20 protein-coding genes are annotated in these 24044 nt (G+C 66.3%); 4 read left to right on the plus strand and 16 right to left on the minus strand.

Annotation, left to right across the window (positions count from 1 at the left end; translation table 11 throughout):
- The first annotated feature begins 19 nt into the window (after positions 1-19).
- Both ACQR1I_RS31045 and ACQR1I_RS31050 read left to right on the plus strand, forming a co-directional pair.
- On the plus strand, positions 20-1306 hold the full coding sequence (locus tag ACQR1I_RS31045; protein ID WP_434870042.1) for an MFS transporter: 1287 nt from the start codon (positions 20-22) through the stop codon (positions 1304-1306).
- The gene (locus tag ACQR1I_RS31050) at positions 1299-2195 is read left to right on the plus strand and encodes an amidohydrolase family protein (RefSeq protein WP_434870041.1); all 897 of its coding nucleotides are present in this window, start codon (positions 1299-1301) and stop codon (positions 2193-2195) included. The genes ACQR1I_RS31045 and ACQR1I_RS31050 overlap by 8 nt, the downstream gene beginning before the upstream one ends.
- Positions 2196-3812: 1617 nt before the next feature.
- Here the strand turns inward: ACQR1I_RS31050 and ACQR1I_RS31055 are convergent.
- Both ACQR1I_RS31055 and ACQR1I_RS31060 read right to left on the minus strand, forming a co-directional pair.
- A complete protein-coding gene (locus tag ACQR1I_RS31055) occupies positions 3813-4949 on the minus strand; it encodes a lipase-like domain-containing protein (protein WP_434870040.1) in 1137 nt (378 codons plus the stop codon).
- A 53-nt stretch (positions 4950-5002) separates the two neighbouring features.
- Positions 5003-5614: a hypothetical protein gene (locus ACQR1I_RS31060; RefSeq protein WP_434870039.1), complete on the minus strand. Its 612-nt coding sequence runs from the start codon at positions 5612-5614 to the stop codon at positions 5003-5005.
- 146 nt (positions 5615-5760) lie between these two features.
- Here ACQR1I_RS31060 and ACQR1I_RS31065 point away from each other — a divergent pair, with 146 nt between their 5' ends.
- Both ACQR1I_RS31065 and ACQR1I_RS31070 read left to right on the plus strand, forming a co-directional pair.
- Positions 5761-6627: a S1C family serine protease gene (locus ACQR1I_RS31065; RefSeq protein ID WP_434870038.1), complete on the plus strand. Its 867-nt coding sequence runs from the start codon at positions 5761-5763 to the stop codon at positions 6625-6627.
- Complete coding sequence (locus ACQR1I_RS31070; RefSeq protein WP_434870037.1) at positions 6624-7010, plus strand: response regulator transcription factor; 387 nt, start codon at positions 6624-6626, stop codon at positions 7008-7010. Before ACQR1I_RS31065 ends, ACQR1I_RS31070 begins: the two co-directional genes overlap by 4 nt.
- A 27-nt stretch (positions 7011-7037) precedes the next feature.
- On the opposite strand, the gene ACQR1I_RS31075 is transcribed toward ACQR1I_RS31070, so the two are convergent.
- From ACQR1I_RS31075 to ACQR1I_RS31140, 14 genes are all read right to left on the minus strand, one after another.
- Positions 7038-7565, minus strand: a complete 528-nt coding sequence (locus ACQR1I_RS31075; protein ID WP_434870036.1) for a GDSL-type esterase/lipase family protein — start codon at positions 7563-7565, stop codon at positions 7038-7040.
- 80 nt (positions 7566-7645) lie between these two features.
- Positions 7646-9265, minus strand: a complete 1620-nt coding sequence (locus ACQR1I_RS31080) for a peptide chain release factor 3 (protein ID WP_434870035.1) — start codon at positions 9263-9265, stop codon at positions 7646-7648.
- Positions 9266-9405: 140 nt separating this feature from the next.
- Positions 9406-10413: an anion permease gene (locus ACQR1I_RS31085; protein WP_434870034.1), complete on the minus strand. Its 1008-nt coding sequence runs from the start codon at positions 10411-10413 to the stop codon at positions 9406-9408.
- Positions 10414-10427: 14 nt separating this feature from the next.
- Positions 10428-11072: a DUF47 domain-containing protein gene (locus ACQR1I_RS31090; protein ID WP_434870033.1), complete on the minus strand. Its 645-nt coding sequence runs from the start codon at positions 11070-11072 to the stop codon at positions 10428-10430.
- A 143-nt stretch (positions 11073-11215) separates the two neighbouring features.
- On the minus strand, positions 11216-12184 hold the full coding sequence (locus tag ACQR1I_RS31095; protein WP_434870032.1) for a branched-chain amino acid ABC transporter permease: 969 nt from the start codon (positions 12182-12184) through the stop codon (positions 11216-11218).
- 1 nt (position 12185) lies between these two features.
- Positions 12186-13049 (minus strand): branched-chain amino acid ABC transporter permease, encoded by an 864-nt coding sequence (locus ACQR1I_RS31100; protein WP_434870031.1) that lies wholly within the window; start codon positions 13047-13049, stop codon positions 12186-12188.
- A 74-nt stretch (positions 13050-13123) separates the two neighbouring features.
- A complete protein-coding gene (locus tag ACQR1I_RS31105) occupies positions 13124-14347 on the minus strand; it encodes an ABC transporter substrate-binding protein (protein WP_434870030.1) in 1224 nt (407 codons plus the stop codon).
- 43 nt (positions 14348-14390) lie between these two features.
- A complete protein-coding gene (locus ACQR1I_RS31110) occupies positions 14391-15137 on the minus strand; it encodes an ABC transporter ATP-binding protein (RefSeq protein ID WP_434870029.1) in 747 nt (248 codons plus the stop codon).
- On the minus strand, positions 15130-15885 hold the full coding sequence (locus ACQR1I_RS31115) for an ABC transporter ATP-binding protein (protein ID WP_434870028.1): 756 nt from the start codon (positions 15883-15885) through the stop codon (positions 15130-15132). The genes ACQR1I_RS31110 and ACQR1I_RS31115 overlap by 8 nt, the downstream gene beginning before the upstream one ends.
- Positions 15886-16165: 280 nt before the next feature.
- Complete coding sequence (locus ACQR1I_RS31120; RefSeq protein ID WP_434870027.1) at positions 16166-18124, minus strand: prolyl oligopeptidase family serine peptidase; 1959 nt, start codon at positions 18122-18124, stop codon at positions 16166-16168.
- 81 nt (positions 18125-18205) lie between these two features.
- On the minus strand, positions 18206-19459 hold the full coding sequence (locus ACQR1I_RS31125; protein WP_434870026.1) for a DUF1501 domain-containing protein: 1254 nt from the start codon (positions 19457-19459) through the stop codon (positions 18206-18208).
- Positions 19456-20898, minus strand: coding sequence for a DUF1800 domain-containing protein (locus ACQR1I_RS31130; protein WP_434870025.1), 1443 nt, complete (start codon positions 20896-20898; stop codon positions 19456-19458). The genes ACQR1I_RS31125 and ACQR1I_RS31130 overlap by 4 nt, the downstream gene beginning before the upstream one ends.
- 149 nt (positions 20899-21047) lie before the next feature.
- Positions 21048-23567, minus strand: coding sequence for a M56 family metallopeptidase (locus ACQR1I_RS31135; RefSeq protein ID WP_434870024.1), 2520 nt, complete (start codon positions 23565-23567; stop codon positions 21048-21050).
- Complete coding sequence (locus tag ACQR1I_RS31140) at positions 23567-23986, minus strand: BlaI/MecI/CopY family transcriptional regulator (RefSeq protein ID WP_434870023.1); 420 nt, start codon at positions 23984-23986, stop codon at positions 23567-23569. Before ACQR1I_RS31140 ends, ACQR1I_RS31135 begins: the two co-directional genes overlap by 1 nt.
- Positions 23987-24044: the final 58 nt, after the last annotated feature.

Genomic DNA, 24044 nt, shown 5'->3' on the forward strand with positions numbered 1-24044 from the left:
CGGCGCATGGGAGGGAAGCATGTCGACAGCTACGGATACGGTGGTGCCGATCGAGGACACGAGCCTCACCGGCTTCTACAACGGCATGACCACGGCCGAGCGGCGCACCTTCTGGGCCTGCGCCACGGGCTGGGCGCTCGACGGCATGGACTTCATGATCTACCCGCTGGTGATCGGCACGATCATCGCGCTGTGGAAGGTCGATGCCGGCACCGCGGGCCTCGCCGGAACGGTGACGCTGCTCGCCTCGGCGTTCGGCGGCTGGGCGGCGGGCTATCTCGCCGACCGGATCGGCCGTGTCAGAACCTTGCAGTTCACCATCATCTGGTTCTCGCTGTTCTCCCTGCTGTGCGCGTTCGCGCAGAATTTCGAGCAATTGCTGGTGCTCCGCGCCCTGCTCGGCCTCGGCTTTGGCGGGGAATGGGCCGCCGGCGCGGTGCTGATGGGCGAGACCATTCGCGCCGAGTATCGCGGCCGCGCCGTCGGCAGCGTGCAGTCCGGCTGGGCCGTCGGCTGGGGCCTCGCGGTGCTGGCGCAGGCCGCTCTGTTCTCGCTGATGCCGGCCGATCAGGCGTGGCGGTGGATGTTCGCGATCGGCGCCCTGCCGGCGCTGCTGGTGCTGTATCTGCGCGCCTTTGTGAAGGAGCCGGAGGTCGCTGCCGCCGCGCGCGCCAAGATCGCCGCCGCGGGCCAGAGCCCGTCGATCCTTGAGATCTTCCAGGGGCCGATCCTGAAAACCACCATTCTCGCCTCGCTGGTCGCCACCGGCTGCCAGGGCGGCTACTACGCGATCACCTTCTGGGTGCCCCGCTTCCTCACCACCGAGCGCAAGCTCTCGATCGTGGGCTCGACCGGCTATCTCGCCGCGCTCATCATCGGCTCGTTCGTCGGCTATCTCGTCGGCGCCTGGTACGCGGACCGCTTCGGCCGGCGCAATCTGTTCCTGGTGTTCTCGCTCGGCGCCATGGTCGTCGTCGCCGCCTACACCCAGCTGCCGCTGTCGAACGAGGTGCTGTGGCTGCTCGGCTTTCCGCTCGGCTTCTTCGCCTCGGGCTATTTCTCCGGCATGGGCGCGTTCCTGACCGAGCTCTATCCGACGCGGCTGCGCGGCTCCGGCCAGGGCTTCTGCTACAATTTCGGCCGCGGCATCGGCGCACTGTTTCCGTTCCTGGTCGGCTATCTCTCGCAGATGACGTCGCTCGCCACCGCGATCTGCCTGTTCGCCGTGTTCGCCTATGCGCTGTTCTTCGTCGCCGCCTACGCGCTGCCGGAGACGCGCGGCAAGGTGCTGCACGCCGATGCGTGAGATCGCGTCCGCAACGGATCGGGCTCCCGCCTGCGCGGGGCCCGATCCGCATCCGCGCAGGCCCACCCGCTTCGTCGTGCCACCGGGCGCGGTCGACACCCACGCCCATGTCATCGGGCTGCCGCCGCGCCATCCGTTCGTGGCCTCGCGCAGCTACACGCCGCCGGAGGCCACCGCGGCCTCCTATCTGGCGATGCTTGATGCCACCGGCATGACCTATGGCGTGCTGGTCCAGGTCAGTGTCCACGGCACCGACAACAGCCTCATGGTCGAGACGCTGCGCGCCAACCGCGAGCGACTGCGCGGCATCGCGGTGATCCCGCTCGGCCTGCCGGACCGCGAACTGGCGGCGCTGCAGCAGGCTGGCTTCGTCGGTCTGCGCCTCAACGTCCTCTATGGCGGTGGCATCGGCTTCGATCAGCTGCACGACTACGCCGCACTGGCCCGCGAGCTCGGCTGGCACCTGCAGTTCCTGATCGACGCCGCCGACCTGCCGGCGCTGGCACCGCGACTGGAGGGGCTGGCGGTGCCGATCGTGATCGACCACTGGGGCCACTTCCCCGTGTCGCGCGGGACCGACGATCCCGGCTTCCAGACGCTGGTCTCACTGGTGCGCGACGGCGCCTGGGTCAAGCTGTCCGGAGCCTACCGCAACACGGTCGCAGGCCCGCCCTATGCCGACACCGTGCCCTTCGTCCGCCGCCTCCACGAGGCCGCCCCCGACCGCTGCGTCTGGGGCTCCGACTGGCCGCACGTCGCACACCGCGGCCACATGATGAACGTCGGCGAGTTGCTCGATTTGCTGGCTGATTGGGTCCCCGATCCCGTCGCGCGCGACCGCGTGCTCGCGGATAACGCGCAGCGGCTGTACGGGTTTGCGGCGGGGTGAGTGGTGAGTGCCGTAACAGGCGTTGGCGATCGTGTACCAAACGTCAGGGATGAGTTTTGTGCAGCGTCACCGTTGCTTTCCACCGCTGCAAGTGACGCGATAGGCGAAGGCCAATTGCGGACCTTAGGCTAACGCATCCGAAGGTCGAGCACCTGCTCTTCACCCCGCATGGGTGATTTTGGGTCCTGCGCCAGAATGCTCGCAATCCATTTCATGAGCACAGGAAGTGTCGTCGCCTCAAACTCGCGGCGCATAGCACCGACCTGTTCTACCGGGACCGAGCCCACACGAACGTAAAGGCGTTCATAGGGAGCATTGGGATTGGGCGGCCAAAAGTGTGCGTCAAATAGTGCGCCAGGCTGTCGAATGAGGTGGACGTCGATTGAAACACCGGCGCGCTTAAGCGCATCCTCCAGCGTTGATGGGCGAAGCGGATAGCCTTGTCCCTTGGGGAGCCTTGCAGTCTCGGACCTCATCTTTCCAGTGTGCCAGCGGACGGCTCGATCAATCAATAGGTGCGGTCCAATTGGCATCCGACAATGGTTTGTTTGCTGATAGCTTGTTCGACGACAGTGGATGAAACTTCGCGAAGAGCTTTATGCAGAGTCACTGTACTCAGAGCGTCACGTGCGGAGAGAGACCCCTCACCCGATCGAGCCCGAGGACGGGCCGGTGCTGCCCTCTCCCACAAGGGGCGAGGGCACTCTATCGCGCAGCGTCGCGGAGGCTAGAGCCGTTGGCGCTCGATCAAAATCGACCACGATCGCAGAGAGAGACTAACAAAGTTACTGCGAGCGCGGTGGCCGTGACTGCGCCCTCTCCCCTTGTGGGAGAGGGCATGTAGGACAGCGCAACGGGCTCGGTTGGGTGAGGGGTCTCTCTCCCCGTGCGTTGCTCGCGGAGAGAGCCCCTCACCTCTCGGCTTTTTCTTCGCACCCGACGGGCATTCCCGCATCCCTCTCATGCGCAAATTGCTCGTCGAGCCAGTTTGTCGCATGATGTCCGGCTTGTGCCGTCGGGCAAATCAGGACGATGTTTCCGGCCATCCCGTTCGCGATGAAGAGGGGCGTTTCGGCCGATCGTCACGGAGCGTAGCAGCGGGGAGCGGTGGACGTGTCGGGCTGGGGCTTGCTTATGCAGGCCGACGTACGAGCCCGGGACGTACGGTCAAGTCGCGTGGTCCTGGCCTCCCGACGCTGAGGTCAAGCCGGTCGATGATGCCTAATGGCGTCTCGGCGGTGACGGGGGCAAGAAAGCCCGGTCCCCGGGGAGATCGCGAAGCAGCCGTTAAAACCAGCGCGCGGGGAAGGCCGGGTCGTCCGGCTGGACTCGTGGTACCTGCCGCCTGCATTTTTTTCTGCAGGCGGGCCACGGGCCTCAGTCGAGGTCCGGTCTTCCCCGCGCCCTCTCATGATCGAGGGCGATGACGGCAGCATCACCCGGGCGCGGAAGCGCCGCGGGGCTGCGGCGGGCTGTTTGCAAACATCGTGTAGTGGATGCGGTGGAGCGCGGTCGCTGCTGCGTGTCGCGCGTCAATTCTCGTCCATGAGGATCAACGCACAACGGCAAGTTCGCCGTTGTCCTGATCTCGTTTGTCTCTCGTGCAATCGGCGCAGGTCAGATCGTCTCCAGGCGCTTCACGAGCTTCTGATAGAGCTGCTGCTGCGCCGCGCGGGCGCCCGGCAATTTGGCGCCGAACGCCGGGTCGAGGTGATCGAAGTCTTTCTTCAGAACCTTGCCGACGTATTCGAAGTACCACTTGCCCTTTTCGATCGTAGCACGGGACAGAAATCCCTCGCCGCCAAGCGGCTCCTGATGATCGGTGAAGGGAAACTCCTGCGAGATCGCGCTGACGGCGCCGTCGTTCTCGTGCCAGGCATCGATCCGAAGCCGCGACGTCGTACCCCAATGGTCGAACGGCCGCTCGCCGGGTGCAAAGTCCTCCCTGTCCGCCTGATAGATCGCCGACGCGTGCAGCAGCGGGTTGATCCTGACGTAACGGACAGGCAGTTCGATGCCGAACACCGGCCGGTTCTCCGGCATGCTGGTGACGAGCGAGAGGTAGTAGGTGTTGGGGTTGCTGGAAAATTTGGCGTTCGCGGCATGGCAGCCGGACAGCGTCAGATCGCAGGCGAGATTGTCCCGGCCGTTCACGAAGACTGTGTCGTCCGGCCATTGTTCCAGCCACAAGTCCGGTATCGGCCCTCCCGACACCGCCCTGACCAGCGCGAGCGCGCCGTCGATCAGCCGTCCGGCATTGGGCCCGAGCTGACCCGTGACCGGGTCGCAGCCGAACATGTAGGTCAGCGTTGATCCGTTCAGCACACCGGAGATCGAGATCACCGCCTCGACCCAGTCGGCATTCGACCCGACGCCGAAAAAGTCCTGCGCAAGCAGCCGCTGCAAGGCGAGGCAGGTATGAGCGCCGGCGCTGTGGCCGACCAGGATCACAGGATCGTCCGCCGACCACTCCGGCAACAACGGTGGAGGAACCTGTCTCTCGCTCCGCAGCACCTCGGGGCGCTTGCCTTCCGCGGCGTTGCCATAGCGAAAGTTTCCCCCCTTGATCTGAGCGAAGACTTCGCAGGCCCGGTCATGGAAAGAGCTGATCGGTCCACATTTGACCTCGTGTGCCTGGAAGTGCGAGCCAGCGAACTGCGCGAGCGCGTCGCCCCAGTATGAGAACGGCAACTCGCCCTCGCCCCAGCCGAAGATGCCGTGAACAAAGATCACCTTGCGCGATTTCAGGGCCATTGCGGATCCTCCCGACGGCCGGTGCCGCTCGCCCGCGGCGGGGACGGCTGCGATTACTTCGCAGCGAAATTCACTCCGATCTCGGTAACGACGGGTGCGAATTTCACCAGCGCCGGATTGTCGGATGACGCCTTCACCCCGTCGCCGGACAGCGCGCGCGGCACATTTCCGTCCTTGCCGAAGCGCAGCGTGATCGAGCAGCCGCCCGGCAGCATGCGTCCGAGCGCGCCGTTCTTGAAGTCGGTGACGAAGCCGCCATAGTCCCAGCCGAAGCCGGCGACGACGAACGGCTTGCCATTGGCCTGCTGGACCGCAGCGAGGCTCGAACCGATAGTGATCCCGGCGACGCTCCAGCGGCTGGTCTTGGCGCTGTCGCGCAACGTCAGTCCGGAGACCGGACTCATCTTCTTGTCGTCGATGAAGGCGACCTCGATGCGGCGATCCATGGCGCGCGGAAACAGCACCAGGCCCTTATACGTCTCGCCCTCGGCGCCCGGAAGGTCCTGCACGACAGCCTCGGCGCCATAGCGCTGCTTCAGGATTTGGGCTGAATCGGTCGCTGCGACGGGCAGCGTGCAGCTGATCGGCCCTTCCATCGGCGCCGCCGTCTGGGCCAGCGCGGGAGCAGCCAGCAGCAGGGCTGCGGCAGTCAGGCAGTATCGCATCGGGGCCCTCGGCTCGGCATGTCGTGAGACGTCTCAGCAGCTAGGTCTATAGCGATGGCCGTCCGGTTCAGAGCATATCCTGCCCAACCGGGGAGTTTTGAAAAACCCGCCGGCGCTCCACATTGAGGGCAACCCAGGAGCCGTCGATGTCCGACCTGTCACCTCTCAATTCGCTTTCCTCCGCGCTGGCCGCCACCGTCGCCGCCGCCGCGCCCTCCCTCGTCTCGGTCCATTCGCACCGCTCGCGTGCGTCGGGCTTTCTCTGGAAGCCGGGGCTCGTCGTCACCGCCGACGAGGCGCTCGCCGACGAGGGTGACGTCATCCTGGCGCTGGCCGACGGCACCACGCGTCCCGCAAGCATCGTCGGGCGCGATCACACCACCGACATCGCGCTGCTGCGTGTCGAAGGCGCAGACGCCCCGGTCATGCCGATGGCCGCGCAGGTGCCGCCGCTCGGCGCCCTCGCCGTCATCGTCGCCGCCGACCAGGGCACGCCGGTCGCGGCACTGGCTATGGTGGCGAAATCGGCCGGGCACTGGCGCAGCCTGCGCGGCGGCGACATCGATGCGCGGATCGAGCTCGACACGCGGCTGCGCCACAGCTCCGAAGGCGGTCTCGTTCTGGATGCCGAAGGACGTGCGGTCGGCATGGCCGTGCGAGGTCCGCGCCGCACCCTGGTCATTCCCGGCGCGACCATCGCCCGCGTCGCGGCGCGGCTGGAGAGCCATGGCCGGATCGCGCGCGGCTATCTCGGCGCGGCGCTGCAGCCGGTGAAGCTCGACGACGGCATCGGCGCGATGATCATGAGCGTCGACAAGGCCGGTCCCGCCGCCGCCGCGGGCCTGCGCCAGGGCGACGTCATCACCGCCCTCAACAACGCGCCCTTCAGCGGCATGCGCGCCCTGATGCGCGAGCTCGGCCCCGACAGCGTCGGTGCTGTCGTCGAGGTGTCAGCGCTGCGTGCCGGCGAGCCGGTGCGGATGGCCTTGACCATCGGTGAGCGGCCGGCGTGAGCGCGCAAGACGACGCGCCGATCACGATCGCGATCGCGGTCGACGATGCCGAACTCGCGGATCGCCTGGCCGTGCTGCTCGGCGGCGTCCCGGGCCTGCGGCTCGTCGCCACCGGCGCTGATGCCGACGTCGCGGTGGTGACGCCGCGTAGTAATGATGCCGGCAAGAGCGAGGGCGTCGACGCGTTTCAGCTGACCGCGCGCGAGCGCGACGTGCTGGCGCTGATGGCCGAAGGCTGCTCCAACAAGGAGATCGCGCGCAGCCTCGGCATTTCAGTCCACACCGCGAAGTTCCATGTCGGCTCGCTGCTCGACAAGCTCGACGCGACGGGACGCACCGATGCGGTGGCGCATGCGGCGCGGCGGGGGATCATCGAGCTGTGAGCAGTTCACTCAGCGCAGCGAGGCAGATTACTTGCGCAAGCCTGACATCACCCGGGGCAGCAGCGCTGCCGCCAGCATGCGGTAGCCGTCGGGCGTGAGGTGCTGACCGTCGACCTGATGCGGCAGGCCGCGAAGCATGCCGTTCTCGACCATCACGACCTTGATGCGGCGCTGCGCGGCCTTGGCCATGATGGCGCTGACGTTGCCGGCACGCTGATCGCCGACGCCCCTGCGGGCATCGTTGCCGCCCGGTTGCAGCACCAGGACGCGGGTCGAGCCATCGACCGCGCCGTCGAAGCGGGACAACATCCCGCCGGTGGTGTCGCCATTGATGCCGGCGTTGGCGACGCTGACCTGCACGCCCTTGCCGCGCAGCATCGCCTCGAGCTGCGCCGGAAAATCCTCACCGCGGTTGACGCCCTTGCCATAGGTGTTGCTGGCACCGAGCGCGACAACCTCGGCGGCGTCGGCAGCGGTCGCGGCCATCAGCCCGCACGCAGCGAACAGTACGATCGTGAGACGCAGGGCCTGCTGGCCGAAAGATACCGCGGGCATTTCGTTCTCCCCACCGTTTGAGCCAGGAGGGTAGCGCAGCTTCATCGGCAGGAAAAGACGGGGTGCGGCGAGAGGCGGCACTACGCCTTCTTCTTCACGTCCTTGACGTTGGAGAACACGATGCCTTCGGCGCGCTCCTTGGTGTAGCCGAGATAGAACTCGTTCTTGGCCAGGAACACCGGATCGCCGTCGACGTCGTCGGCGACGCCGGAGTTATTGGAGGCGATGAACGCCTCCAGCTTCTTCTTGTCGTCGCAGGAGATCCAGCGCGCCAGCGAGAACTCGGAGATCTCAAACTCGACCGGCAGCGAATACTCGGCGTCGAGCCGCGCCTTGAGCACGTCGAGCTGCAGCGGGCCGACGACGCCGACCAGCGCCGGCGCACCGTCGCGCGGACGGAACACCTGCACGACGCCCTCCTCCGACATCTGCTGCAGGGCTTCCTTCAGCTTCTTCGCCTTCATCGCGTCGGTGAGACGAACGCGGCGGACGATTTCCGGCGCAAAGCTGGGCACGCCGACGAATGTGAGATCCTCGCCCTCGGTCAACGTATCGCCGATACGCAAGGAGCCGTGGTTGGGGATGCCGACGACGTCGCCAGCGAAGGCTTCGTCAGCCACCGAGCGGTCCTGGGCGAAGAAGAATTGCGGGCTCGACAGCGGCATGGTCTTGCCGGTGCGCACCAGCTTGGCCTTCATGCCGCGGTTGAGCTTGCCCGAGCACAACCGCGCAAACGCGATGCGGTCGCGGTGGTTCGGATCCATGTTCGCCTGGATCTTGAACACGAAGGCGCTCATGCGCGGCTCGGCGGCATCGACCTTGCGCAAATTGGAATCCTGCGCGCGCGGCGACGGCGCGTAGCGGCCGAGGCCTTCGAGCAGATCGCCGACGCCGAAATTGCGCAGCGCGCTGCCGAAATAGACCGGCGTCAGGTGGCCCTCGCGGAACGCGTCGAGCTCGAACGGCTTGCAGGCTTCCTTGACCAGCTCGAGCTCGTCGGTGATCTGGCCCATGTCGAGATTGGCGTTGATCTTGCCGAGCTCGGCGATGTCGATCTGCTGCGCCGCGCCGGTCTTGGCACCGCCGCCTTCGAGCAGGCGCACGCCGCCGTCTCTGACGTCATAGGTGCCGATGAAGTCGCGGCCGCGGCCGACCGGCCAGGTCATCGGCGTGGTGTCGAGCGCCAGCGTCTTCTCGATCTCGTCGAGCAGATCGAAGGTGTCGCGGCTCTCGCGGTCCATCTTGTTGATGAAGGTGATGATCGGGATGTCGCGCAGGCGGCAGACCTCGAACAGCTTTCGCGTGCGCGCCTCGATGCCTTTGGCGGCGTCGATCACCATGACGGCGGAATCGACCGCGGTCAGCGTGCGGTACGTGTCCTCGCTGAAGTCCTCGTGGCCCGGCGTGTCCAAGAGGTTGAAGACGAGGCCTTCGAACTCGAAGGTCATGACCGAGGTCACAACCGAGATGCCGCGCTCGCGCTCGATCTTCATCCAGTCCGAGCGAGTGTTGCGGCGCTCGCCCTTGGCCTTGACCTGGCCGGCCAGGTTGATGGCGCCGCCGAACAGCAGCAGCTTCTCGGTCAGCGTGGTCTTGCCGGCGTCCGGATGCGAGATGATGGCAAAGGTGCGCCGGCGCGCGACCTCGTCGGACAGAGGCGAGCGGGACGGCTGGTCGGTGGTGACGGCGATATCGGACATGGGGCGGCGGACGTCGTTTCGGGCCGGAGAGCGGCGATGTACGGGAAAGGCGCGGGCTCACGGCCGCCGCGCGCCCCCCATATAGGCGTTTTGCACCGCAACTCCAACCGGGGAGTTAACCGGCCTCCACCCAGCCCGGATCAGTGCCGGAGCACCGAGACGAGCCAGAAGGTCGCGGCCGAGACGATGGCCGAAGCCGGAATCGTGAAGATCCAGGCGTAGACGATCGATCCGGCCACGTTCCAGCGCACCGCCGAGGCACGGCGGGCGGCGCCGACGCCGACGATGGCGCCGGTGATGGTGTGGGTGGTCGAGACGGGAACACCGAGGAAGGTCGCCAGGAACAGCGTAATGGCGCCGCCGGTCTCGGCGCAGAAGCCCTGCATCGGGTTCAGCTTGGTGATGCGCAGGCCCATGGTGCGGACAATCCGCCAGCCGCCCATCAGGGTGCCCAAGGCCATCGCCGTCTGGCACGACAGCACCACCCAGAACGGCACCGTGAAATGCTCGCCGAGATGGCCCTGCGAGTACAGCAGCACGGCGATGATGCCCATCGTCTTCTGGGCATCGTTGCCGCCATGGCCGAGCGAGTAAAGCGAGGCCGAGGCGAACTGCAGGATGCGGAAGGCGCGATCGACCGCGAACGGCGTCGAGCGCACCGAGGCCCAGGACACGATCGCGACCAGGATCATCGCCAGCACGAGGCCGACCAGCGGCGACAGCACGATCGCCAGCACCGTCTTCGACAGCCCGCTCCACACCGTGGCCGAGATGCCGGCCTTCGCGAAACCTGCCCCGACCAGGCCGCCGATCAGCGCGTGCGAGCTCGAGGAGGGAATGCCGGCCGCCCAGGTCACGAGGTTCCAGACGATGGCGCCGACCAGGGCTGCAAAGATCACCTGCGCATCGACGATGGCGGGATCGATGATGCCGGTGCCGATGGTCTGGGCGACGTGCAGGCCGAACACGCCGAAGGCGACGAAGTTGAAGAACGCGGCCCAGAACACCGCATATTGCGGCCGCAGCACGCGGGTCGAGACGATGGTCGCGATCGAGTTGGCGGCGTCATGCAGGCCGTTCAGGAAGTCGAACGCAAGCGCGACGGCGATGAGGCCGACCAGGATGGGAAGGCCGAGTTGAGCGTCCACGGCGCGGCCCTACCCTAGACCTGTTCGATCATGATCGAATTGATCTCGTTGGCGACGTCGTCGAAACGGTCGGCGACCTTCTCCAGATGGTCGTAGATCTCGGCGCCGACGATGAAATCCATCGTGTTGGCGTTGCGGTGCTTGAGGAACAGCTCCTTGAGGCCGATGTCGTGGAGGTCGTCGACCCGGCCCTCGAGCTTGGTCATCTCCTCGGTGATCGCGGTGATCATCGGCACGTTCTGGCCGATCGCCTGCAGCAGCGGCAGCGCCTTGCCGATCAAATTGGCGCACTCGACCAGCAAGGTGCCCATCTCGCGCATAGTCGGCTCGAACTCCTTCACCTCGAACAGCACCACGGCCTTGGCGGTCTGCTGCATCTGGTCGATGGCGTCGTCCATCGAGGTGATCAGGTTCTTGATGTCGCCGCGGTCGAACGGGGTGATGAAGGTGCGGCGGACGGCGGTCAGCACCTCCCTGGTGATGTTGTCGGCCTCGTTCTCGAACTGGCTGACGCGCTGGCAATGGACCAGAATGTCGTCGCCGCCCTTGAGCATGTCCTGCAGCGCATGCGCGCCCTGGATCACCACCTTGTTGTGGCGGGCGAACAAATCGAAAAACCGCTCCTCCTTAGGGAGGACGGCGCGAAACCAGTTCAGCATGGGACGAGATCCATCCATTCCGAAACGGGCCAGGGCTGGCCCGTCACGGAAGTGTCATACTCCGGATCACGCCGCAGCAGAAGCGGCGGGCGGATCATCCACCGCTTTCTGCCTTTTCGACGATCTCTCGTTAAATCAATGACTTAGAGAGAACGCTTGAACAGATGGGCGATTTCTCCAACCACACCGCGGCGGAAGGTGAGCACGCAGGAGACGAAGATGACGCCCTGGATGACCGTCACCCACTGGCCGAAGCCGGCCAGATATTGCTGCATGGCGATGATGACGAAGGCGCCGACGACCGGCCCGAACACCGTTCCGAGGCCGCCGACCAGCGTCATCAGCACGATCTCGCCGGACATCGACCAGTGCACGTCGGTCAGCGAGGCGTTCTGGGCCACGAACACCTTCAGCGATCCGGCGAAGCCGGCGATGGTGCCGGACAGGATGAACGCCAGCAGCTTGTACTGGTCGGTCTTGTAGCCCAGCGAGATCGCGCGCTGCTCGTTTTCCCGGATCGATTTCAAGACCTCGCCGAACGGCGAGTTGATGGTGCGGAAGATCAAGAGGAAGCCGGCGAGGAAGCCGACCAGCACCACATAGTACAGCGTGGTCGGCTTCGACAGGTCGATGAAGCCGAACAGCTTGCCCTGCGGGATGCCCTGGATGCCGTCCTCGCCGTGGGTGAACGGCGTCTGCAGATAGACGAAGTAGAGCAGCTGCGACAGCGCCAGGGTGATCATCGAGAAGTAGATCCCCTGACGCCGGATCGAGATGTAGCCGGTGATGATCGACAGCACGAAGGCGCCGGCGATGCCGGTGAGGACGCCGAGCTCCGGCGGCAGACCCCAGACCTTCAGCGCGTGCGCGCTGCAATAGCCCGCGGTGCCCAGGAACATCGCGTGGCCGAACGACAGCAGGCCGCCATAGCCGATCAGGAGGTTGAAGGCGCAAGCCAGGAGCGCGAAGCACAGCGCCTGCATGACGAAGAACGGGTACAGGTCGGTGAACGGCACGATGGCGAGCAGCGCCGCCATGATGACGAACACGATCATCTCGTCGCGAATGGCGCGCGGCGTGGTCGGCAGGGTCTCGTCGGTGATCGATGTCATGTCAGGCCGCCCGTCCGGTCAGACCCGTCGGCTTCACCAGGAGCACCAGGACCATCAGAACGAAGACCACGGTGTTGGAAGCCTCGGGATAGAAATATTTGGTCAGTCCTTCGATCACCCCGAGCGCGAAGCCGGTGATGATCGAGCCCATGATCGAGCCCATGCCGCCGATCACGACCACCGCGAACACGACGATGATCAGGTCGGCGCCCATCAGCGGCCGGACCTGGTTGATCGGCGCCGACAGCACGCCGGCGAGCGCGGCAAGCCCGACGCCGAGGCCGTAGGTGAGCGTGATCATGCGCGGCACGTTGATGCCGAAGGCGCGCACCAGCGTGGGATTTTCGGTGGCCGCGCGCAGATAGGCGCCGAGGCGCGTGCGCTCGATCAGGAACCAGGTCGCCAGACACACCACCAGCGAGAAGATGACCACCCAGCCGCGGTAGACCGGCAGGAACATGAAGCCGAGATTCATGCCGCCGCGCAGCTGATCGGGGATGGCGTAAGGCAAGCCCGACGAGCCGAAATAGTTCTGGAATACGCCCTGCACGATCAGCGCGATGCCGAAGGTGAGCAGCAGCCCGTAGAGATGGTCGAGCCCGGTCAGCCACTGCAGCAGGGTCCGCTCCAGGATCATGCCGAAGATGCCGACGATGATCGGCGCCAGCAGCAGCGCCCACCAGTAATTGATGCCACCGAGATTCAGCAGGAAGTACGCACAGAACGCGCCCATCATGTAGAGCGCGCCATGGGCGAAGTTGATGATGTTGAGCATGCCGAAGATGACGGCAAGCCCGAGACTGAGCAGCGCGTAAAACGAGCCGTTGATCAGTCCGACCAGGAGCTGTGCGTAGAGGGCCTGCATCGTCTTGTTCTGTTTCTCTCGGCGTTTCCCAAAAACACATCAGCTCCGACAGCGAGCGCCGGAGCTGCAGCGGCTCACTTCTTCAACAGGGCGCACGCGCTCTTGTCGAGCGGCGTGAAGGCCTGGTCGCCCGGCACCGAGCCGACCAGCTTGTAGAGATCCCACGGCCCCTTCGACTCGGACGGCTTTTTGACCTCGAACAGATAGGCAGTGTGGATGGTGCGGCCGTTGGGCTGGATCTCGCCCTTGCCAAACAGTGCATCCTCGGTCGGGACAGACTTCATCCTGTCGACGACCTTGACGCCGTCATGCGGGTTCTCGCCGAGCGCGTCCAGCGCCTTGAAGTAATGCGCCAGGCCCGCATAGACGCCGGCCTGCACCATCGTCGGCGGCGCGCCGTTCTTCATCCGCTTGGCGAAGCGATCGGAGAACGCTCGGGTCTGGTCATTCATGTCCCAGTAGAACGTCTCGGTGAAGTTCAGCCCTTGCGCGATGTCGAGCCCGATCGACTTGACGTCGGTGAGGAACAACAGCAGCGCGGCGAGCTTCTGGCCGCCCTTGGTGATGCCGAACTCGGCCGCCTGCTTGATGGTGTTGGTGGTGTCGCCGCCAGCGTTGGCGAGGCCGATGATCTTGGCATTCGACGACTGCGCCTGCAGCAGGAACGACGAGAAGTCGGAGGTGTTGAGCGGATGCTTGACGCCGCCGATCACCTTGCCGCCGTTGGCGGTCACGACCGCCGTGGTGTCGCGCTCCAGCGCGGCGCCAAAGGCGTAGTCAGCGGTGAGGAAGAACCAGGTCGAGCCGCCCGCCTTCACCAGTGCCTGGCCGGTGGTGTGCGCGAGCATGTAGGTGTCGTAGGTCCAGTGCACCGTGTTCGGCGAGCACTGCGCGTTGGTGAGATCGGAGGTCGCCGCGCCCGAATTGATGTAGACGCCGTTCTTCTCCTTGACGACGTTGTTCACCGCCAGCGCCACGCCGGAATTCGGCACGTCGACGATGACGTCGACCTTGTCGACGTCGAACCACTGCCGCGCGATCGAGGTGCCGATATCAGGCTTGTTCTGGTGATCGCCGGAGATCACATCGATCTTCCAGCCTTTCGCCGTGAGGCCGGAATCCTCGATGGCCATCTGCGCCGCGAGCGTCGAGCCGGGACCACCAAGGTCCGAATACAGACCGGACTGATCGGACAGCGCGCCGATCTTGACCGTCTTGTCCCCGGCAAAAGCCACGCTGCCGGCGGCAACCGTGAGCGCCGTTCCCAGCAGCAATGACGCGATGAACCTGTTCTTCATTTCCAACTTTCCAGAACTTTCCAAGTAAAATCCGCGGTGCCGGTCAGACGCCGAGATAGGTATGCAGCTTGTCCATGTTGGCGGACAGATCGGCATTGGCAAAACCGTCGATGACCTTGCCGTGCTCGACGACGTAGTAGCGGTCGGCGACGGTCGAGGCGAAGCGGAAGTTCTGCTCGACGAGGAGGATCGTGAAGCCCTCCTTCTTCAGCCGCGCGATGGTATGGCCGATCTGCTGGATGATGACCGGCGCGAGACCCTCGGTCGGCTCGTCCAGCATCAGGAAGCTCGCGCCGGTGCGCAGGATGCGCGCGATCGCCAGCATCTGCTGCTCGCCGCCGGAGAGCTTGGTGCCCTGGCTCTTCAGCCGCTCCTTCAGGTTGGGGAAGAGCTCGAAGATCTGCTCGAGCGTCAGCCCGCCCGGCCGCACCACCGGCGGCAGCAGCAGGTTCTCGCGGACGTCGAGGCTGGCGAAGATGCCGCGCTCCTCCGGGCACAGCGCGATGCCGAGTCGCGCGATCCTGTCGGACGTCATGCGGATCAGCTGCTGGCCGTTGAAGGCAACCGAGCCGGTGCGCTTGCCGATGATCCCCATGATCGACTTCAAGGTCGTGGTCTTGCCGGCGCCGTTGCGCCCGAGCAGGGTCACCACCTCACCGGCATTCACCGTGAAGTTCATGCCGTGGAGAATGTGCGATTCGCCGTACCAGCTCTCGAGATTCTTGACGTCGAGAATGGTGCTGGTGGCCGCCGCCGACGCGGGCTTGTTGGCCGTGATCACCTCAGGCATGTCCGGCTCCCAGATAGGCTTCCTTGACGCGCTCGTCCTTGGAGAGCTCGGAATAGGGTCCCTCGGTCAGCACCTGCCCGCGCGTCAGCACGGTGATGGTGTCGGAGAGGTTGGCGACGACGCTGAGATTATGCTCGACCATCAGGATCGTGTACTTGGCGGAGATGCGCTTGATGAGCGCTGCGATCTTGTCGATGTCCTCATGGCCCATGCCGGCCATCGGCTCGTCCAGCAGCATCATCTCGGGATCGAGCGCCAGCGTAGTCGCGATCTCCAGCGCGCGCTTGCGTCCATAGGGCATTTCGACAGCCGGAATATTCGCGAACTCGCTGAGGCCCACGTCGTTGAGCAGTTCCAGCGCGCGGCCGTTGAAGCGGTTCAGCACGCTCTTGGAGCGCCAGAAGTCGAACGAGGACCCATGCTGCCGCTGCAGCGCGACGCGGACGTTCTCCAGCGCCGTCAGATGCGGAAACACCGCCGAGATCTGGAACGAGCGGACCAGCCCGAGGCGGGCGACGTCAGCCGGCGCGGTCGCCGTAATGTCCTGACCCTTATACAGAATCGTGCCGGCCGACGGCCGCAGGAACTTGGTCAGGAGGTTGAAGCACGTGGTCTTGCCGGCCCCGTTCGGGCCGATCAGCGCGTGAATCGTGCCCCGGCGGATCTTGAGCGAAACATCGCGAACGGCAAAAAATCCCGCGAATTCCTTCGTCAATCCGTGGGTCTCGAGAATGAACTCGTCGGCCAATCAGAATCCCCCCGAGCCGGCGGCGCGCCCCGCGCCCGGCCCTCGCTTCTTATGACAACGCGGCTCTGCGACGACTGGACCATGCCAACCGGCGCGCGCGACCGCTTCGCGCCGGAATATGCCGTCAATCGAGGGAGTTAGGCAAGGCGGAAAGCTGGGCAGCGGAATCGCTGTCCGGCTGGCGGACCTGACGTTGAAGTCGTTCCAGCTTTCCCGCCCGCAGAGAAAGCCATTCTTTGCACCACCCGCCCTCGAACCAGCAGCCGGCCCCGATAGCCGCTCAGGCGCAGCGTGGCTGATCCGAACCAAGCTGGGACGAGAGGTAATGCGACAACAATTGAGCGCCGGCCCGGACCTCGTGGCTCGATCCGTCGAAATCGCGCCCCACCGGCTCGCAGGCGCCGCCGAGATGATGCGCGAAGAAGGCTTCGGCGATGGCGATGTAGGACAGCCGGTTCTCCGGCTTCTGGAAGCCGTGTCCCTCGTCAGGATAGACGATGTAGGTCACCGGAATCCGGCGCTGCCGCATGGCACACACGATCGTGTCGCTTTCGGCCATCAGGCAGCGGACATCGTTGGCGCCGTGGAAGATCAGCATCGGCTTTTCGATGTCGTCGACCTTGTGGATCGGCGAGCGCTCCGCCAGCAGCACCCTGCCCTCGGCCGTGCGCGGATCGCCATAGCTACGGTACATGAACTCGGCGAAGCCGGACCAGTAAGGCGGCATCGACTCAAGGAGCGTCTGCAGGTTGGTGATGCCGACGACCGGCACCGCGCAGCAGAATACGTCCGGCGTGAAGGTGGCGGCGACGAAGCTCGCATAGCCGCCGTAGGACACGCCGGTAATCGCGATCCTGTCGCGCTGCGCGATGCCCTGCGCGACGGCCCATTCGACCATGTCGATGAGATCGTCATGCATGCGGCGCGCATGCTCCTTCTCGCTCGCGGCAACGAAGGCGCGGCCGAAGCCGGTCGAGCCGCGGTAGTTCACCGACAGAACCGCATAGGCGCGATCAGCGAGCCATTGATGATCGCCGCGATAGCCGTAGCTGTCGCGCCCCCAGGGCCCACCATGCACGACCATCACCATCGGCAGCGGCGCCAGCGGACGATCGCCGGCGATGTCCGCCGGAAGGGTGAGATAGGAGACCAGATCGAGGCCGTCGCGCGCCTTGGTCTTCACGGCCTGCATCGGCGCCAGCCGATAGCGCTTCAGATCCGGCCGCGCCGTGAACAGCTCCGTCACCGTGCCGCGATCGCGATCATAGAGATGGAACGTCCCCGGCTGTTGCGGCGTGGAGCTCATCAGCATCCAGCGACGATCGTCGTCGGATTGGCTGGTGACGTGGAACGCGTGGCCAGGCAGCGCCGCGCCGATCACGGCGAGATCCTGCGCGAGGTCCGGCGTCAGCGCGTGCCAAGACTGTCGTCCCGGATCGATCGCCACGGCCACCGGCCGCAAGGTCTGTGCATCCCAGATCCATGCGGTCACGTCGGCCGCCTCGCTCTCGAACAACACCCGCTGCTCACCGGTGAGCCAGTCCATCTGCACCAGCGCCGCGGTCTCGCGCTCCAGGCACGAGAACAGATGCAGGTGATGTCCGGCGGCGTCGAACGTCCAGGCGCGCGTGCTCCAGCTCGCCTCATAAGGCACGTCGCACCATGGCACGAGCATCCCGTCCTCGATGCGCCACAGCCGCGCGCCGCCATCGGGTGCGTTGCTGCGGGCATGGCGCGGGCGGAGCTGCCAGTCGAGCCCGACGAAATCCAGCTGCTGGATGTTCTGCCAGAGCAGCGTGCGCTCGCCGCTGGCGAGATCGAGCGCGTAGACATCCGGACTGCCGCGATCCCTGTCGTTGAGCGTCAGCGCGATTTTGTTTGGCGTGACGTGCGACCAGAATGTCGGAATTGCACGGACGCCCGGATAGGGCGTGAGGTCGCGAACCTCGCGCGTGGCGACGTCGACGACGAACAGATGAAAGTTCTCGTCGCCGTTGTCGTCCTTCAGGAACATCACATAGCGGCCATCCGGGCTCCACTCCTGCCACGCGATCGGCCGCCCCTGGGTGCGCGTCAACGGCTCTGCGTCACCGACGCGATCGAACGGCGCGAGCCACAAATTGAGCACGCCATCGACCGGCGCGAGCCACGACAGCAGCCGCCCATCCGGCGACAGCCGGGCATCGAGAAACGTCGGGTTGCCGAACAGAACGCGGCGCGGAATGAGAGCTTTGGTCATCGTCAAACCCATGAGTGCGCGGCACCTCGCGGGGCCGCTCGGAGACGGATGTCGGCGAATGCGCGAGCGGCGCGCATGGCATCAGATCAGCAGTCCCGGCATCGCCGGCACGTCGGCGCTGCCGGGAAAGACACGGCTGTCGAGTGCTGCGCCATCGACGCGCAGATGGTCTTTCAACAAGCCCTTGAGCACGGCGCGCAGATCGGTGGTCGGCCTGAGATCGCGCTGCTCATGGAGCTGGGCGAGCTTGAGACCCGGCCAGTCGGCGATGACCCGCCCGCCCTTCACGGCGCCGCCGGCGAGCAAAGCCACCGTGCCGGTGCCGTGATCGGTGCCGTTGGTGCCGTTGATCTGCGCGGTGCGGCCGAACTCGGTGACGACGGCCACGACGGTCTCGCGCCAGGCGCTCCCCATCGCTGTCTCGATCGCCGCGACCGCGCCATCCAGCGCGCCCAGCAGATTTGCCAGCTGTCCGGCGCCGGCGCCCTCGTTGATATGCGTGTCCCAGCCGGCGAAGCCGAGCGCGCCGACCCGCGGTCCGTCCGCCCGCGCCAGAAAGCGACCGGCCGCGCCCGCCGTTTCGGCGAAGTACGCGCGCACACGGGCGAAGCCGAGCAGCTCGGCAGGCGGCTCGTCGGTCATCGCCGCATTGCCTCCCGCCGTGCCGCCGATCGCCGCGAGCTCGATGCGCGACTGCATCGCCGCGGCGAGCCGCGCATCGGTGTGGCGATAGAGATCGAGCAGCCGCATCTGGGTGTCGTCGCTCGCCGGCAGCACACGCTGCGGCGCCCAGGACAGCACCGGCGCGCGACCGCGCACCACCAGCGGCGTGACGGCGCCGATGCCGAGCACGCGGCCGCCATTGGTGTTGACGCGGCCGTCGGAGTCCATCTCGACCAGCGCGCGGTTCAGCCAGCCGCTATCCGTCATTCCAGGACGGATCATGCCGCTCTCCAGCACGTCCTGGCCGTCGAAATGCGAGCGGTCGCGATACGGCGTGCAGGTCGCATGCACGATCGCCGCATGCCCTGCCCCATACAGCCGGTGCAGGTTGGGCATCGCCGGGTTGAGTGCGAAGAAGCCGTCGAGCGGCAGCGCCGCCGGCTTGCCGTCGAGCAGCAGCGCGCGATCGCCGCGCAGTCTCACCCAGTCGGGATCGCCGACTGGCGCCACCGCCCCAAGTCCATCCAGCGCACCGCGCAGCACGATCACGAGCAGCCGCGGATCGCGGCCCTCCGCGCGTGCCAGGCGCGGCATCTGGGTCCAGGCGAACAATGCGCCGGAGCCGCGCAGCACGTCGCGCCGGCTCGGCAGATGAAGGTGCGTCATGCTCATCTCCTCTGAAAGTCCGCCGACATGAACAGCAGCGCGAGCGCCTGCTGACGGCTCTCGGCCTGCGCGACCGCATGTGTCACCTCCGCGGTCACGCAGGATTGCAGCACGGTCTCGGTGACGAATTGCGCGTCGACCTGGCCGCCGATGCGCTCGGCGAACACGTTGGCGATGTCGATGCGCCGGCCGAGGCCGTCGATCCAGCTCGGCTCGTCATCAGCGTAGCCCTTCGGCGACAATGGCCGCCACAGCGGCTCGCCGAGCAGCCGCTGCGCCTGCGTGAAGCGCAGCGCATCGACGTCGGTGAGACCGGTCGCGCGCACCATGGCGACGCCCCATTCGGACGGCCGCCTCAGCTTGGACGGCGGCACAGTCCAGGCCGCGGCCGACGTGACCATCGCCTTGGCCGTTTCCTTGAGATCACCAGCGGTGTCTCGGAAAACCCGGGCCAGCTCATCCACCAGGTCCTGAGGCGGCTGATCGGCGATGAAATGACGCGCCAGCCTGCCAGCCACATGATCAGCCGTGGCGGGATGGACAGCGAGATCCCGCAGCACGGCGCGCCCCTGCTCCACGCCTTCATCCGCATAGCTCTTCCCCAGCACGGTCTGTGCGCCCGGCTCGTGCAGGCGCGGGTTGAAGATGAATTCGCCGCCGCGTTCGGGATCGGCGCCCGGCGCGAGCAGGCTCCAGCCGGTCAGGATGTTGGCGAAGGCGATGACGTCGGCTTGGCCGTAGCCGCTGCGGACGCCGAGCGTGTGCAGCTCGAGGATCTCGCGCGCGAGATTCTCGTTGAGGCCGCGATTGTTGTTCAAGCCGGCGATCGAGCCCGCCCCCATCGACACCGTGTTGTCGAGGTAGAACAGCATCGCCGGATGGCTCTCGGCGGCGAGCAGCAGATCGGCGAAGCGGCCGAGCACGTGCGGGCGGATCGCCTCGCGCTCATAGGCGCCGGCCATGCTCTGGATCTTGTCGGCCGAGATGCAGAAATGGTTGGACCAGAACCACACCAGCCGTTCAGCGAAACCGATCTCAGCGATCAGCGCCGCCTCGGTCCGCACCTTGGTCTCGTCGAGATAGAACTGACGACCGGGATCGGGCACCGCTTCGGCCGCAGCCTTGGCATCGGCGTCGGTTTCGGCCGCGGCAACCGCCGGCACCGTCAAGGCTGACGCCGTCTCCCGCTTCTTCGCCTCCTCGCGTGCTTTCCTGGCCGCCACCGTCTTGGCCTGCCGCCGGGCGTTGGCATCGTTGACCGCGCGAAACGCCTTGGCCGCACTCGGCAGCGTTGCCGCCGTCGCGAGGCTCACGGCGTGGCGATCGAGATCCTCGAGCAGCGCGCCCCGGGGGTCCGAGGCCATGGCGGCGATCGAGCCCGGCCGCGGTCCCATGCCGAAGCGGTTCAGCGCCATCAGCGCGGCAGCCTTGCCTGAGCTCATCACGGCCGCATCCTTTCATGACGAAACGTAGCGCTACACACCGTAGCATTACGGATCGCCATGTTCAAGCCGTGATTGTGGTCGCGGCCGTCATCAGCTCGCGGCGGTTCCGCGGCTGCAAACGTCGTGACGTCGCAGCCGCTGTGTTGCGATCAGAAAGAAGGGCCGAGCGCGATGCGGCCGATGCTGCCGTTGCGGGCCAGGCCGATGCGCCACTCGGCCGTGCCGTTGACGAAATGAACCATGTAGATGTCGTTATCGAGCCCCGACACGCCGCGGAAGCTGACGGCCCTGATCTCGCCGAGCCGGGCAAGGATGGCCTGGTTCATCGACAATTGCTGCCGCGTCCAGGTCGCGACCTCCGGCGCCATCTGCGCGTAGTCCGGCTCACCGCGCACCACGGCCGCGATGTAGTCGCGCAGCTTCGCCTCGGTGTCCGGTAGCGGGGCCGAGCGCTGCGCGCCGGCCGCGCCCGACCGAGCGACCTCCACCGTGTGAAAGCGCGTGCGACGTCCAGGCAGGATGACCTCGAGGCAGCGGCCCGACGCATCGGCCATCACCCAGGGGGTGCCGATCTCGGTGGTGAAGAACGCCGACTGATCGTCGCCGACCACCGCATGCGCGACCCGCCGGCCCCGGTCGTCCAGCCGGAACAGCTGAACGTCCTGACGGCTCGCATTGTAGACGGAGAGGCGGATGGGCGTCGCATCCGGCCCTGCGCGCAACGAGGCTTCGCTGCCGCAGTCGAGCACCTCGCCCGGGGCCTGGTTGCCGTCGGGGCGAAAGACGACGTCGTCGGCCTTGCCATCGGGCATCATGAGCAGCCGGAACTCCGCGGTGCCGTTGACGAACTTCACGCCGTAGATGTCGTAACCGCCGGGGCTGACACCGCGGAAGAAGATCGTCTCGACCTCGCCCAGCGTGTTGAACGTGCTCTGCAGCCACGTCGCATGCTGACGGATGTTGGCGGCCAGCGACGGGCTCATGAGCGCGTAGTTCGGCGCGCCGCGCCGCAGGTCGGCAATGCCCCGCAGCACCATCTCACGGCTGCCAGCGGTCGGAGCCTGCTCGCGGAAGCGCTCCGGCACCTCGGCGATGCGGCGCGCGAAGGTCTCCTCGACCGCCTTGGCCCTCTTTTCGTCGACACGGCGCGCCACCCGCGCGCCGAGCAGCGGATCCTGCAGCAGAACCCGGCTCACCCGCCCCTTGCCGTCGCGCAGGAACAACACGAGATCGCCGCTCTGGCCGGTGAAGGAATCCGTGCAGTCGGCCGACGCCACGAAGCTGCCGCGTCCGGTCTCCGACATCTGCAAGCCTGCAGCAGCGGCGCCGACCGTCAGCACGCGGCTGCCGCCGAGCTCGTACCAGCCGGCATAATCGTCGGCGGCCGCGGCTGCGACCGGGCTTTCGCACGGGGAGAACTCGGTGATGCGCGCCGCCTTCAGATCGCGCTCCAGCTGATTCAGCACCAGTTCGCGCGGTGCAGGCTCGCCCAGCACGAAGCTGAGCAGCCCCGCACTGTCGGCATACGCATAGTGGCCGGGCTCGGCGGAGGCGAGCCGCAGGCGGCGCTGGCCGGTCAATTGGCCGTACAGCCCATCGCCCTGCCGGGAGATCGCAAATACGCCGCGTGCGCCGGCAGCGTAGAAGGCGACGTGCTCGGCGCGCCCGGCCGGGGCGGCGAGATCATTCGGGCCGGGCACGGCCTTGGCCGCGGCGATGTCGGTGCGGGTGGCGACCGCCAGTCCGGACAGCACCGCGAGCGGCACCATCAGCACGGCAAAGGCCACGCGGCGGCTCGGTGCGAGCTTCGGCCAGGCATTCGCGTCCGACAGGATGCGCTCGATCCGCGCCAGCACCGTCGACGGCCGGGCCATCTCCAGCGCAACCATGCGGCGGCGCGGCGCCTGCACGATGTCGAGCAAAATCTCGGCATACGACACGCGATCGTCCAGCACCGCGATGGCGCTGGCGTCGCTGATCATCTCGGCGAGATCGGCCAGCCGGCGATGCTGCCACCAGGCGAACGGACTGAACCAGAACAGCGCGCGATTGACGGCGGCCAGAATCAGCACGTGAAAATCGCGGTTCGCGATGTGCGAGGCCTCATGGGCGAGGACGGCCTCCTGCTTCCGCGCATCCCACGACCGCCATTGCGGCGGCACCAGCACGGTCGATCCGATCGTGACCGGGCTTGCGATGGCTTCGCTCAGGCGCAGCCGCATCGTCCCGTCGAGCGGCTGCGCATTGCGCGCCAGCCGCCAGGTCAGGACCAGACCGATCGCGAGGCGCAGCAACATGAATCCGGCGACGGCCAGATAGATCAGGGTTGCGACTATGCCGAGGCTGATGGCGTTATCGGCCGCGAGCGGCGCCGGACGCGTACTCGGCGCCGCATCAGGCGCGGGCTCCGCCGCAGGTGCTGCGGACATTGGAATGGCGTCGTCAGGCAGCCAGCCGGCTTGAGCGAGCGGGGCCACCGCCGGCTTGACGGTGATCGTGACGGTGGACCAATGCATCGCCAGCGGCATCGCCAGCGACGCCACGAGAACGACCAGCCAGGCTGTCATCTGCAGTTGCGGGTGGCGCACGCGGCAAAGCCAAAGGCCGAGCCCGACGACACCTCCCAGCAGAATGGTGCGCAGCGCCGCTTCCGCCAGAACAGCGAGCATCATTTCCTCCCGCTCGTTGACCTTCCCGTTGGCTTGCCCGACGACTTGTCCTTCTTTGCCTTGGCGATCTGGTCGGCCAGCGCCTGCAATTGGCGCTGATCGAGCATCGCGTTGTCGACCATGCCGACCAGCACCTCCTCGACCGAGCCGTCGCAGAACCAGTCGACGATCCGTTGCACCGCCTTGGCGGCGACCCGCGCGCGCGGCTCCGCGGCGGTGTAGACATAGGTGCGGCCGTCGACCGTATGGGTCACATAGGTCTTCTCCTCCAGCCGGCGCAGCACCGTGCGCACGGTGGATTCCTTGAGCTTGCGCGACAGCTTCTCGCGAACGGTCTCGGCCGTGACCGGACCATGCTCCCAGACCAGTTGCATGACCTCGCGCTCGAGGTCGCCGAGTTCGGGGAGGCTGGCGTCCATGATCCGTCCTTGCAATCGAGCTATGTAGCGTTACATATTGTCGCTCAATCACAAGTTT

Source organism: Bradyrhizobium sp. HKCCYLS2038 (assembly GCF_051167655.1).
Taxonomy (GTDB): domain Bacteria; phylum Pseudomonadota; class Alphaproteobacteria; order Rhizobiales; family Xanthobacteraceae; genus Bradyrhizobium.